We start from the raw sequence: 12,548 nt of genomic DNA on the forward strand, positions 1-12,548 counted from the left end.
ATCAAAGGCAAGTATCGGATAGGAAAGGCAAAATTTTTTACGCTTCTATTACTTCTTTATCACACATAAGCAAAGAGCCAGGGCGTGAAGCAGCTGGTCGCGGGCGGCGGCGTTGCCCTGATCGGCGTGACCCTTGTCCCGCTGCTGTCCGGGCTGCTGGGCTAAGTCCTGCATCGCTGCCCACAATTTTCCGAACAACGAACACTTAAAATCCTACTCCGCGCTCTCCCGCTCACATGGGAGGGCGCGGGAAAGGAGGTATCTTTGCTTGATTAGTGAGATCATCGAAAAATGGATAAAGGGCATTTTGATCGATGGCATCACGGGCAACCTCTCCGGCCTGTTCGATAACGTGAACGCCAAGGTGGGCGAAATCGCTTCGGATGTCGGCTCTACCCCGCAGGCGTGGAACAGCGGCATTTTCAATATGCTGCGCAGTCTTTCCGAAACGGTAGTGCTGCCCATTGCAGCGGCCATCCTTGCCCTTGTGATGTGCCATGAGCTTATCCAGATGATTACCGAAAGGAACAATATGCACGACGTTGACACGTTCATGTTCTTTAAGTGGTTTTTCAAAGCCTTTGTTGCCGTTTTCTTGGTAACGCACACCTTTGATATTACTATGGCGGTGTTTGATATGGCGCAGCATATTGTGTCCGGCGCGGCGGGGGTAATCGGCGGCGATACGAATATCGACGTAACCGAAGCCCTTGCCGCCATGCAGGAGGGACTAAAAGATATGGAAATCCCCGAACTACTGTTACTTGTCATGGAAACGAGCCTTATAAGCCTTTGTATGAAAATCATGTCCGTACTGATAACCGTTATCCTCTACGGCAGAATGATTGAGATATACGGCGCGTCCAGAAGCGCCGCTTTTCATCCAAAGGCGGTGTGCGGGCATTTTGGGAACCCGGCTTTAGCAAGCCGGTAAAGAAAAGTATCAAAGACGTGAAAAGCGTCACTTTAGCGTCATCCGATTTACCCCGGAGGGAAACCACAAGGGGGACAATAGCGTATCGGAAAAATCGCAAGTTGGGAAAACCATCTACCCACGACTGAGCGGCAAGACGCAACATTGTGAATGAGGAGCAAGGCTAAACTGCTTTAAGGGCAGTCCGAGGCGGGATACTCGACCCGGCGGCGCAGGATGGTTGTATTCGCCGTATGTCATAGCGGAATGTGACAGGTAAACACAGACCGCACGATACTTATGACAGCCAGCCGCAGTAAGCGGAAAAGGACGAAAACCCACTACCGACATCACAATACGCTTTTCCCAAAGTGTCTAACTGGAGATTGCCTAAACCGGAACGCCGGAACTATCCGGCTATGCGTAATGCCGCAAGGCGATAAATTTCAAGGGGTAAAAACCCAAGAAAGATGACGCTGAATATCCGGCATGGCAACGGAGCCTCCGTAGTAGTCCGAGGGCGGGAAAGCCGTCTACATGGCGAAGGGAGGCAGGATGTCAACCAATTCATAAAAAGGAAAGGTGCGTGAGGCATTATGAGAAGTCCTGAAAATGTGTTGGAAAGCCTAAAATCCAAGGCGTGTAACAAGAGCTACAAGTACGAGCGGTTATACCGCAACCTGTACAATCCACAATTCTATCTGCTGGCATATCAGCGGATACAGGCGAAACCAGGCAACATGACAGCCGGAACAGACGGCAAAACCATTGACGGAATGGGAATGGCAAGGATAAACGCCCTCATTGAAAAGATGCGGGATTTTAGTTATCAGCCTAACCCGGCAAGGAGAACGTATATCCCGAAATCCAATGGGAAAATGCGTCCTCTGGGGATACCGTCATTCGACGATAAACTGATACAGGAGGTGGTGCGGCTCATCTTAGAGAGTATTTATGAGCCAACCTTTAGCGACTATTCCCACGGTTTCCGTATAAACAGAAGCTGTCATACGGCACTCAAATATGTGCAGAAATATTTTACGGGGACAAAGTGGTTCGTTGAGGGAGATATAAAGGGCTGTTTTGACAACGTAGACCATCATGTGTTGATTGCTATTTTGCGAAAGCGGATTGCAGATGAACATTTCATCGGTCTGCTCTGGAAGTTCTTGAAAGCTGGATATATGGAGGATTGGAATTATCACAATACTTATTCCGGCACTCCGCAAGGCTCCATCATCAGCCCTATCCTTGCAAACATCTACATGAACGAACTGGATAGCTATATGGCAGAGTATGCAGAGAAATTCAACTGCGGAAACCGCCGTAAAATCAATCCTGCGTTCAAGAAGAAGCTGGATGTCTGCCGGGGGAAAGAACAAAGGCTTAAAAGAAATCTCTCTAAAATGAGCGAGGAAGAAAAAGAGGGCTTAATTGCAGAAATCCGGGAACTGCGGCGTAGTCTGAAATCTATGCCGTATAGCGACCAGATGGACGATAGCTATAAACGGATTTGCTATATCCGATATGCCGATGATTTCTTAATTGGAGTTATCGGCAGCAAAGAGGACGCAGAACAGATTAAACAAGATGTAGGCTGCTTTATCCGGGACAAACTCCATCTGGAAATGTCCGAGGAAAAGACATTGATTACTCATGGACACGACGCTGCGAAGTTCTTGGGATATGAGGTCACAATCGCCAAAGGCGAACACAACAAAAAGACCAAAACCGGGGCTACCAGACGGGTAAACAATGGAAAAGTCTTACTTTATGTTCCCCATGATAAGTGGGTAAAACGACTGTTCTCCTACAATGCCCTCAAGATTAAATACGACAAACAAAATGGAAACAAAGAGGTTTGGGAACCTGTCCGGCGCACTCGCCTGTTGCACTTGGACGATTTGGAAATCCTAAACCAATACAACGCAGAAATCCGTGGATTGTATAACTACTACCGACTTGCAAACAACGTGTCTGTACTCAATAACTTCTACTATGTAATGAGATACAGTATGCTCAAAACCTTTGCTGGAAAATATCGGACACGAATCAGCAGAATTATCCGCAAGTACCGTCAAGGAAAAGATTTTGTTGTGGAATATCCGAAGAAAAACGGCAAGGTCGGAAAGGTATTGTTTTACAATAATGGGTTCCGCCGGGACACTAAAGTAGAAAGCGGAAATCCTGATATAGTAGCAAGAATTTTTGAGAATTATGGGCGTAATAGTCTTATAAAAAGACTGCAAGCAAACAGGTGTGAGTGGTGTGGCGCAGAGAATGTGCCGCTTGAAATACACCATATACGAAAACTCAAAGATTTAAGTGGCAGAAAACAATGGGAAATCGCCATGATTGGGCGTAAGCGCAAGACAATGGCACTCTGCGTCTACTGTCACGACAAGTTACACGCGGGGAAATTAGACTGACATCTGGAGAGCCGGATACGCTGAGAGGTGTAAGTCCGGTTCGGAGGGGAGTTCTCGGAAACCTGCCATAGTGATATGGTAAGGCGCCGGGTTCTTACCCTACTGGTCACAGCGTTGGGGCCTATCCCGCTGGCGACCATGGGCAGCAGCGAGTGGCGCAGCACCGGGCAGAACTATTTGAAATCGCTTTTGGCGTTAGGCTTCCAAGCGTTCCTGATTATGATTGTCGTGGGCATCTATGCGGTGCTGATACGCAACATTTCAGGTGCAGCGGACATTGCCGGGGCCATCTGGGGCTGCATGGGCTACACCGTGCTACTCTGTTTCTGTCTGTTCAAGACCGGCAGCATCAGCAAGTCGGTGTTTGGTGCCCACTAAGGCCGAGAAAGGAAAAACGTATGGCGTATGTGACCGTTCCCAAAGATTTGACCCATGTAAAATCCAAAGTCTTATTCGGGCTGACCAAGCGGCAGCTGGTCTGCTTCGGCGGCGCGCTCCTCACGGGCGGGCCGCTTTATTTTTTGACCCGGGACTATCTTTCCAACAGCGCGGCGGCCCTGCTGATGATTTTTGCCATGCTACCGGGGCTGCTGTTCGCTCTGTTCGAGCGGCACGGCCAGCCCCTTGAAGTGGTGATTCAGCAAATGATTCAGTGCTGCTTTATTCGTCCCAAGGAAAGGCCCTATCAGACCAACAATGCTTACGCCGCCCTTGTGCGGCAATACCAAATGGAACAGGAGGTAAAGGCCATTGTCCAGAAAAACGATACCCCGCGAAACCGAAAAGCCCAAAAAGCTCACCCGCGCCCAGAAAAAAGAAATTGATGCCGTTCTCCGCAAGTACAAGGGTGACGGCAAGCCCCGCACGGCACAGGCCACCATCCCGTATGAGGCCATCTACCCGGACGGTGTGTGCCGCATTGACCGACGCACGTTCTCCAAGTGCATTGCCTTTGAGGACATCAGCTATCAGCTGGCCCAGCCGGAAACGAGGACCGCCATCTTTGAACACCTGTGCGACCTGTACAACTATGTGGATGCCTCCATCCATGTGCAGCTTTCGTTTCTCAATCGCAAGGTTGACCCGGTGCAGTACGCAAAAAGTTTTGAGATCGCACCGCAGGGGGATGATTTTGACGACATCCGCGCCGAGTACACCGCCATCCTGCAAAAGCAGCTTGCCAGCGGAAACAACGGCATTGTCAAAACCAAGTACCTGACCTTCACCATCGAGGCAGACAATCTAAAAACCGCACGGGCGCGGCTGACCCGCATTGGTCTTGACCTGCTGGGCTATTTCAAGACCATGGGCTGCGTGGCGCACGTCATGGACGGACAGGCGCGTTTGGAGGTGCTGCACGGCATCTTCCACCCGGACGGCGAACCGTTCCGCTTTGACTGGGACTGGCTGGCACCCTCCGGCCTGTCCACCAAAGATTTTGTGGCTCCATCCTCCCTCTGTTTCGGTACGGCCAAGACCTTTGGCTTGGGCGGCAAGTATGGAGCTGTGAGCTTTTTACAAATCCTTGCGCCGGAACTTTCGGATGAAATGCTGGCCGACTTTCTCAAAACGGAAAGCGGCATTCTCGTCAATCTCCATGTGCAGGCCATCGACCAGACCGAGGCCATCAAAACCATCAAGCGGAAGATCACAGACCTTGACGCCATGAAGATTCAGGAGCAGAAAAAGGCTGTCCGTTCCGGGTACGACATGGACATCCTGCCCAGCGACCTTGCCACTTACGGCGAGGACGCCAAAAAGCTGCTGAACAAATTGCAAACAAGAAATGAGCGATTGTTCATGCTGACTTTTTTAGTGCTGAACATGGCCGACACCAAACAAAAGCTGGGCAACGATGTGTTCCAAGCGGCAGGTGTGGCCCAGAAATACAACTGTTCCCTTGTCCGGCTGGACTACCAGCAGGAGCAAGGCCTTGTGTCCAGCCTTCCGCTGGGTATCAACCAAATAAAGATTCAGCGCAGCCTTACCACCTCCAACGTGGCGGTGTTCGTGCCCTTTGTAACGCAGGAGCTTTTCCAGAGCGGTGCGGCCATGTACTACGGCATCAACGCAAAATCCCACAACATGATCATGCTGGACCGCAAGCAGGCCCGGTGTCCCAACGGCTTGAAGCTGGGCACGCCCGGCAGCGGCAAATCCATGAGCTGCAAGTCCGAAATCGTCAGTGTGTTTTTAACGACTGCTGACGATATTTTTATTTCAGACCCAGAGGCCGAGTATTATCCGCTGGTCAAGCGGCTGCATGGACAGGTCATTAAACTTTCGCCTACCAGCAAGGACTATGTGAATCCTTTGGACATCAACCTGAACTACTCCGAGGATGATAGCCCGCTGGCCTTGAAATCGGATTTTGTACTGTCGTTCTGTGAACTGGTTATGGGCGGCAAAACAGGTCTGGAAGCGATTGAACGCACCGTGATAGACCGTGCCGTGAAAGCCATCTACCGCCCCTATCTGGCGAGCCCCTGCCCGGAGAATATGCCCATCCTCTCCGATTTGCACCAAGCCCTGCTCGACCAACACTTGCCGGAAGCGGACCGGGTAGCGCAGGCACTCGACCTGTATGTATCCGGCTCGCTGAACGTTTTCAACCACAAAACGAATGTGGACATCCACAACCGGCTCGTGGCCTTTGACATCAAAGAGTTAGGCAAGCAGTTAAAAAAATTGGGGATGCTCATTATTCAGGACCAGATATGGGGCCGCGTCACCCAGAACCGCAGCCAAGGCCGGGCTACATGGTATTTTGCAGACGAGTTCCACTTGCTCTTGAAAGAGGAACAGACCGCCGCGTACAGTGCCGAGATTTGGAAGCGCTTCCGCAAATGGGGCGGCGTGCCCACAGGTGCCACCCAGAATGTGAAGGACCTTCTTTCTTCCCCGGAGATTGAGAACATTCTGGAAAACAGCGACTTCATCACGCTGCTGAATCAGGCATCCGGCGACCGTAAAATCCTTTCGGAACGGCTGAACCTCTCCGCAGACCAGCAGAAGTACATCGACAATTCGGAACCGGGCGAAGGACTGCTGATTTTTGAAAACGTGGTGCTTCCGTTTTCCAACCCCATCCCGAAAAACACACAGCTCTATAAGATCATGACCACCCGGCTCAGCGAGGTGGTGGAGCTATGAGCTTAACACATTTCAGCTTGTTTTCCGGCATCGGCGGCATCGACCTTGCCGCGGAAGCAGCGGGGTTTACCTCTGTCTGTCAATGCGAGTGGGCGGCATTTCCCGCCGCTGTGCTGGCAAGCCACTGGCCGGAAGTACCCCGTTTTCAGGACATCACCACTGTAACAAAGGAGGCTTTCTTTGAAAAAACAGGACTTCGCACCGTCACCCTCATTTCAGGTGGCTTCCCGTGCCAGCCGTTCTCCACCGCAGGGCGGCAGTGCGGCTTCCACGATGAACGCTACCTGTGGCCCGAAATGCTGCGGGTCATCCGGGAATTGCAGCCCCGTTGGGTGCTTGGAGAAAATGTTGCTGGCTTCCTCCGTATGGGGCTCGACAAAACGCTCATTGACTTGGAGCAGGCAGGTTACGATGTTCGGGTTTTCGTATTACCTGCTGCTGCCGTTGGCGCGTGGCACGAACGGAAACGGGTATTCATCATCGGCTCCGCTGCTTCCCACACCCCTTGCCAGCGACACCGGGGATGTGGGCAAGGGGCTGGACATCCAAATCTCTGCGAACGGCAGTTACCGCAAGATGAACAAGGATGGCAAGGCGTGGACGGCGCGGCTTTCCCATGTGGTCTACCGGATGACCCCCACCACGCTGGAAAAGCCCTACCTCAACCCGGACTGGGTAGAGTGGCTGATGGGTTTCCCGCGCAAATGGACGGACATTCCCTTTGGGCTAAAGAACCCGCCGACATCCCGCGTTTGACCGAAGAGGTGCCGAACCGCAGCAAGCGGATGAAAACGCTGGGCAATGCGGTTTCGCCGCCGCAGGTGTTCCCGATTCTCAAATACATTGCGGACATTGAAACAAGCTGTTGCCCGATGGGAGGTGAAGAACTTTGAAAGAATTGCAGGCAAAAGCCAAAGTCACCCAGACCATGACCCGTGACGGTCTGGTGGTAGAAAATCAGGCCACTGGTACTGTGGAGAACGTTTCCAGCCGGGAGGCGGAACAGGACTACTCCACGGATGCCGAGGGCAAGGCCGAAAAAATTCTGGAACGGGCCGAGGACATCAAGGACGGGCATGAAAATAAAAAGAAAGCGAAAAAGGCGGCAGAAACCGCGGCCACCGCCGAAAGTGAAGATGGTCTGCACCGTTCCGCTGCCCGTTTGGAATTGACCGAGGAAGAACGGGCAGACCCGGCGTTGCAGCCGTATATCCAAAAGGCGGGAGCGAAAGCCGACAAACTGGATGCAGCCCGCGCCGCTCTGCCGAAGAAGCGTGTCCCGGTCAAGGAAAAAGTTTACGATGCAGCCAGCGGCAAGGCAAAATCCACCCTGCGGTTTGAGCAGCAGGACAAAGGCCCGCCCAGCCTGAAACCAAACCCGGCCAGCCGCCCGCTGCCGGAAGCATTGCTGTTCGCTCACGGAAAAATCCACGAGGTCGAACACGAAAATGTGGGCGTGGAGGGCGGCCACAAAGGTGAAGAACTGGTGGAGCGTCAGACCGCCAAAGCCATCCGCAGCGGCATCCGGCACCACAAGATGAAGCCCTACAAGGCCGTGGAAAAGGCAGAGCGTCAGCTCATGTCTGCCAATGCAGAATACTTTTACCAGAAATCTTTGCGGGACAATCCGCAGATCGCGCAGTCCGCCAGCAACCCCATTTCCCGGATGTGGCAGAAACGGCGTATCAAACAGCAGTATGCCAAAGCTGCACGGCAGGCCGGACAAGCCGCCGCGCAGGGTGCAGCCGCCACCGCAGAGAACGGTTTCCGGGTAACGAAGCTGGCAGCCGAGGGCGGCGAACGAGTGGCCGAATTTGCGGCCCAGAACTGGAAAGCCATTCTGATCGTGGCCGTGTTCGGTCTGCTGGCTCTGCTCCTGATAACAGGGTTGCAGTCCTGCAACGTGATGGCGGGCACCGCTGGAACCGGCGTGACGGCATCCTCTTATTTTTCCAAGGACAAGGATATGCTGGGTGCAGAGAAGGCTTATGCCAAGCTGGAACAAAAGCTGCAACGGTATCTCGACACCTACGAGGCCACCCACAACTATGACGAGTATCATTTTTATCTGGATGAAATCGAGCATGACCCCTATGTGCTGATCTCGATTTTGTCCGCGCTGCATGATGGCGTTTTTACATTGGCCGAGGTGCAGGGCGAACTTGAAATGCTCTTTGAAAAGCAATACATCCTGACCGAGACCGTGACCATGCAGATACGCTACCGTACAAAAATGATGGTCATTATTGGCCCGTATGGTGTGCCGCAAGTTATCACCTACCAAGAACCGTATGAATACTACATCTGCACGGTCAAGCTGAAAAACAAGGATTTGTCCCATTTGCCCGTGGAAGTGCTGACCGAAGAACAACTCAGTGCTTATTCGCTCTATATGCGCACGCTGGGCAACCGGCCGGATTTGTTCGGGCAGGCACAGTACCCCAATGCGTCCACCATCAAGCAGCCCACCTATTACGACATTCCCCCGGAAGCACTAAAGGATGATAAGTTTGCCGCCATGATGGAGGAAGCCACCAAGTACATCGGCTACCCGTATGTGTGGGGCGGCAGTTCGCCCAGCACCAGCTTTGATTGCAGCGGCTACATTTCGTGGGTGTTGAATCACTCCGGCTGGAACGTGGGCCGTCAGACTGCGCAGGGCCTTTACAACTTCTGTACTCCTGTTTCGGCCGCACAGGTCAAACCGGGTGACCTTGTGTTTTTCAAGGGCACCTACGATACCCCCGGCGTGAGCCATTGCGGTATCTATGTAGGCAATTCCATCATGTTGCACTGCGGCGACCCTATCTCTTACACAAACCTCAACTCAAAATATTGGCAGGAACATTTTTATAGCTATGGACGTTTACCGTGACGCCAGAAAGGATTTTGTATGGCAAAAAGACTTTCCCGCATTGAGCGCGATATTGAACGGCTCAAAGAAAAAATCTCTGAATACCAGCAGCAGTTGAAAGAGCTGGAAGCTGCAAAGACTGAACAGGAAAACTTGCAGATCATTCAGCTGGTGCGCAGCATGAACATGAAGCCGGACGAGTTCGCAGCTTTCCTGCGCAGCGGTGCGCTGAACGCCGCGCCCACCGTTACCCCGTACCACAAACAGGAGGATGCCGCCAATGAAACCTGATTGGAACCGCCGTTTTGCAGCTGGGCTGCTGGCCATCCTGCTCTGCCTCTGCTCGTTCTCCATGCCCGCCTTTGCAAGCGGCTCTGACCCGGCCCCGGAACCTCTGCCGGAGATTATCGAAGAAGAACCCACTACGGGCGGCATGGAGCCGGAGGGTGTGCCCATCACGCCCAAGGGCAATGCAACACTGGTGGATGACTTTTACGGCGACAAGCAGCTTATCACCGTGACCACCAAAGCCGGGAATTATTTTTACATCCTGATTGACCGTGCCAACGAGGACAAAGAGACCTCTGTTCACTTCCTGAACCAAGTGGACGATGCCGACTTGCTGGCCCTGCTGGATGAAGAGCCGCAGGCCGCCGAAGTCTGCACCTGCACCGTGAAGTGTGATGTCGGGGATGTCAATGAAAACTGCCCCTTGTGTGAAAAGAACCTGCGCAACTGCACGGCCCCGGAAGCTGTGAAAACTGACACTGAAGCGCCAGAGGAAAAACCGAAGTCCAGCATGGGCAGTCTGATTGTCCTGCTGGTGCTGGCTCTGGCGGGCGGCGGTGCGGCCCTCTATTATTTCAAGTTCCGCAAGCCCAAGGCCGATACCACCGGGCACGATGATCTGGACGAGTACGATTTTGGCGAGGACGAGGATGCAGACGAGGAACCGGCTGAAATCGAGATTCATTCGGAGGACGGACAGGAGGATGAAACATGAGTTTTCAGCTGGTGATTGCCGAAAAGCCCAGTGTAGCCCGCAGCATTGCCACCGTGATCGGGGCCGGTGAAAAGCAAAATGGCTACTGGCAGGGCGGCGGGTATCTTGTCAGCTGGTGCATCGGGCATCTGGTGTCCTTTGCCGAGGCGGGCCAGTACGATGAAAAATACTGTAAGTGGCGGTATGAGGATTTGCCCATCCTGCCCCAGCCGTGGCAGTTCATTGTCCCAGACGAAAAGAAACAGCAGTTTGAAATCGTCCGCGCCCTGCTCAACCGCTCGGACGTGGACAGCGTGACCGCCGCGACCGACGCTGGCCGGGAGGGAGAACTGATTTTCCGTTTTGTCTACCAAATGGCCAGCTGCACAAAACCTGTGAAGCGGCTCTGGGTTTCCAGCATGGAGGATGCCGCCATCCGGGAGGGCTTTGCAAACCTGCGCCCGGATTCGGATTACGATGCGCTGTACCAATCGGCCCTCTGCCGTGCAAAAGCAGATTGGCTGGTGGGCATCAATGCAACACGGCTGTTTTCGGTGCTGTACCATAAAACCCTGACGGTAGGCCGGGTGCAGACCCCGACACTGAAAATGCTGGTGGACCGGGATGCAAAAATCCTGCGCTTCCAGAAAGAAAAGTATTATACGGTCGGCATCCAGTCCGGCAGCCTGAAAGCGGGCAGCGGACGCATTGCTAGCATGGACGAGGCCGACACTTTGAGAAAAGCCTGTGCCGGGGCATCTGCTATCTGTTCTTCTGTCAAGCGGGAGAAAAAGACAGAACAGCCGCCCAAGCTCTATGACCTGACCACCTTGCAGCGGGAAGCAAACCGCTTGTTCGGATTTACGGCAAAACAGACCCTTGATTATGCCCAGCAGCTTTACGAGAAGAAACTGCTGACCTATCCCCGCACCGACAGCCAATATCTGACCGAGGATATGGGCCAGACAGCACAATATCTTGTGTCTGACCTGATGGGGCTGCTGCCCTTTGCCCAAGGGCTTGACTTGACCCCGGAAGTAGGCCGGATTCTGAACAGCAAAAAGGTATCGGACCACCACGCCATCATTCCCACTGCTGAATTTGTAAAACAGGGTTTCACTGGTCTTGCCGAAAGTGAATACAAGCTGATGAACCTTGTCTGCTCCAAACTGCTCTGTGCGGTGGCCGCACCCCACGAGTACGAAACAGTGACTGCGGTATTTTCCTGCGCCGGGAACGAGTTCACCGCCAAGGGAAAGACGGTGCTTGTCCCCGGCTGGAAAGAGATCGACCAACGGTTCCGCTCCACCATGAAAGCAGACGGTGAAGAAGAAACGGAAGCGATGAACACTCTGCCGGAACTGGTCGAGGGACAGACTTTTTCCGTGACTGCCGATATTTTGGAACACTTCACGTCCCCGCCGAAAGCCTACACCGAAGATACGCTCCTGTCAGCAATGGAGCGGGCCGGGGCCGAGGATATGCCGGAGGACAAGGTGAATTGCTCCGCAGGAGCAAGAGAGGGTGGCCTGGGCCAAGCGGAACGCAAGGGGCTGGGTACTCCGGCCACCCGTGCGGCGATTCTGGAAAAGCTGGTGCAAATGGGCTTTGTGCAGCGCAAGGGCAAACAGCTTGTCCCCACCAAGGACGGCATCAATCTGGCGGTGGTTCTGCCGGAAAGCCTGACCTCTCCCGCTCTGACTGCTGAATGGGAAAACCGTCTGACCGAGATTGCCAAGGGCAATGCAGACCCGGACGAGTTCATGGCCGAAATTGAAGCGCAGGTGCGTCAGCTGGTCAGGGCCTATTCTTGTATCAGTGCAGATAAGCAAAACCTGTTCCAGTCGGAACGGGTTATCATCGGCAAGTGTCCCCGGTGTGGTGAAAACGTCTACGAGGGCAAGAAAAACTTCTACTGCGGAAATCGTGGCTGTCAGTTCGTGATGTGGAAGAATGACCGCTTCTTTGAGCAGCGCAAAAAGGCGTTCACCCCGAAGATCGCCGCCGCTCTGCTCAAAAACGGTAAGGCAAAGGTAAAGGGCCTCTACTCCGAGAAAACAGGCAAAACCTATGATGCAACGGTGCTTCTGGCAGATACGGGAGGCAAGTACGTCAATTACCGGGTAGAGCGCAAAGAGTAAGGCAAAAATACGAGGGCCGGTTATGGTAAGGTGAAGCATTCATTTTGCCATAACCGGCTCTCTCTATCCGTAGGAT

General features: G+C 53.3%; 8 protein-coding genes and 3 pseudogenes. All 11 read left to right on the forward strand.

Annotation, left to right across the window (positions count from 1 at the left end):
• Positions 1-69: 69 nt before the first annotated feature.
• Positions 70-165: pseudogene (locus tag GXM22_RS15275) on the forward strand (Maff2 family mobile element protein); the annotation flags it as partial.
• Positions 166-268: 103 nt separating this feature from the next.
• Positions 269-856: pseudogene (locus tag GXM22_RS08690) on the forward strand (VirB6/TrbL-like conjugal transfer protein, CD1112 family); the annotation flags it as partial.
• 653 nt (positions 857-1,509) lie between these two features.
• Positions 1,510-3,342 carry a reverse transcriptase/maturase family protein gene (locus tag GXM22_RS08695; RefSeq protein WP_005933772.1) on the forward strand — a complete coding sequence of 611 codons (1,833 nt, stop codon included), beginning with the start codon at positions 1,510-1,512 and terminating at the stop codon, positions 3,340-3,342.
• Positions 3,343-3,426: 84 nt separating this feature from the next.
• Positions 3,427-3,720: pseudogene (locus GXM22_RS08700) on the forward strand (VirB6/TrbL-like conjugal transfer protein, CD1112 family); the annotation flags it as partial.
• Between the two features lie 20 nt (positions 3,721-3,740).
• The gene (locus GXM22_RS08705; RefSeq protein ID WP_078784923.1) at positions 3,741-4,166 is read left to right on the forward strand and encodes a PrgI family protein; all 426 of its coding nucleotides are present in this window, start codon (positions 3,741-3,743) and stop codon (positions 4,164-4,166) included.
• Entirely contained in the window at positions 4,093-6,495 is a 2,403-nt protein-coding gene (locus tag GXM22_RS08710; RefSeq protein WP_099357166.1) for a VirB4-like conjugal transfer ATPase, CD1110 family, read from the forward strand. The genes GXM22_RS08705 and GXM22_RS08710 overlap by 74 nt, the downstream gene beginning before the upstream one ends.
• A complete protein-coding gene (locus tag GXM22_RS08715) occupies positions 6,492-7,388 on the forward strand; it encodes a DNA cytosine methyltransferase (RefSeq protein WP_005935086.1) in 897 nt (298 codons plus the stop codon). The genes GXM22_RS08710 and GXM22_RS08715 overlap by 4 nt, the downstream gene beginning before the upstream one ends.
• Entirely contained in the window at positions 7,385-9,370 is a 1,986-nt protein-coding gene (locus tag GXM22_RS08720; RefSeq protein ID WP_163397093.1) for a C40 family peptidase, read from the forward strand. Before GXM22_RS08715 ends, GXM22_RS08720 begins: the two co-directional genes overlap by 4 nt.
• Before the next feature lie 18 nt (positions 9,371-9,388).
• Complete coding sequence (locus GXM22_RS08725; RefSeq protein WP_005935081.1) at positions 9,389-9,640, forward strand: DUF4315 family protein; 252 nt, start codon at positions 9,389-9,391, stop codon at positions 9,638-9,640.
• Complete coding sequence (locus GXM22_RS08730) at positions 9,630-10,352, forward strand: DUF4366 domain-containing protein (protein ID WP_005935079.1); 723 nt, start codon at positions 9,630-9,632, stop codon at positions 10,350-10,352. The genes GXM22_RS08725 and GXM22_RS08730 overlap by 11 nt, the downstream gene beginning before the upstream one ends.
• Positions 10,349-12,472 carry a DNA topoisomerase 3 gene (locus tag GXM22_RS08735; RefSeq protein WP_005935077.1) on the forward strand — a complete coding sequence of 708 codons (2,124 nt, stop codon included), beginning with the start codon at positions 10,349-10,351 and terminating at the stop codon, positions 12,470-12,472. Before GXM22_RS08730 ends, GXM22_RS08735 begins: the two co-directional genes overlap by 4 nt.
• The last annotated feature ends 76 nt before the right edge of the window (positions 12,473-12,548 follow it).

The organism is Faecalibacterium duncaniae, assembly GCF_010509575.1.
In the GTDB taxonomy this organism is placed as follows: domain Bacteria; phylum Bacillota; class Clostridia; order Oscillospirales; family Ruminococcaceae; genus Faecalibacterium; species Faecalibacterium duncaniae.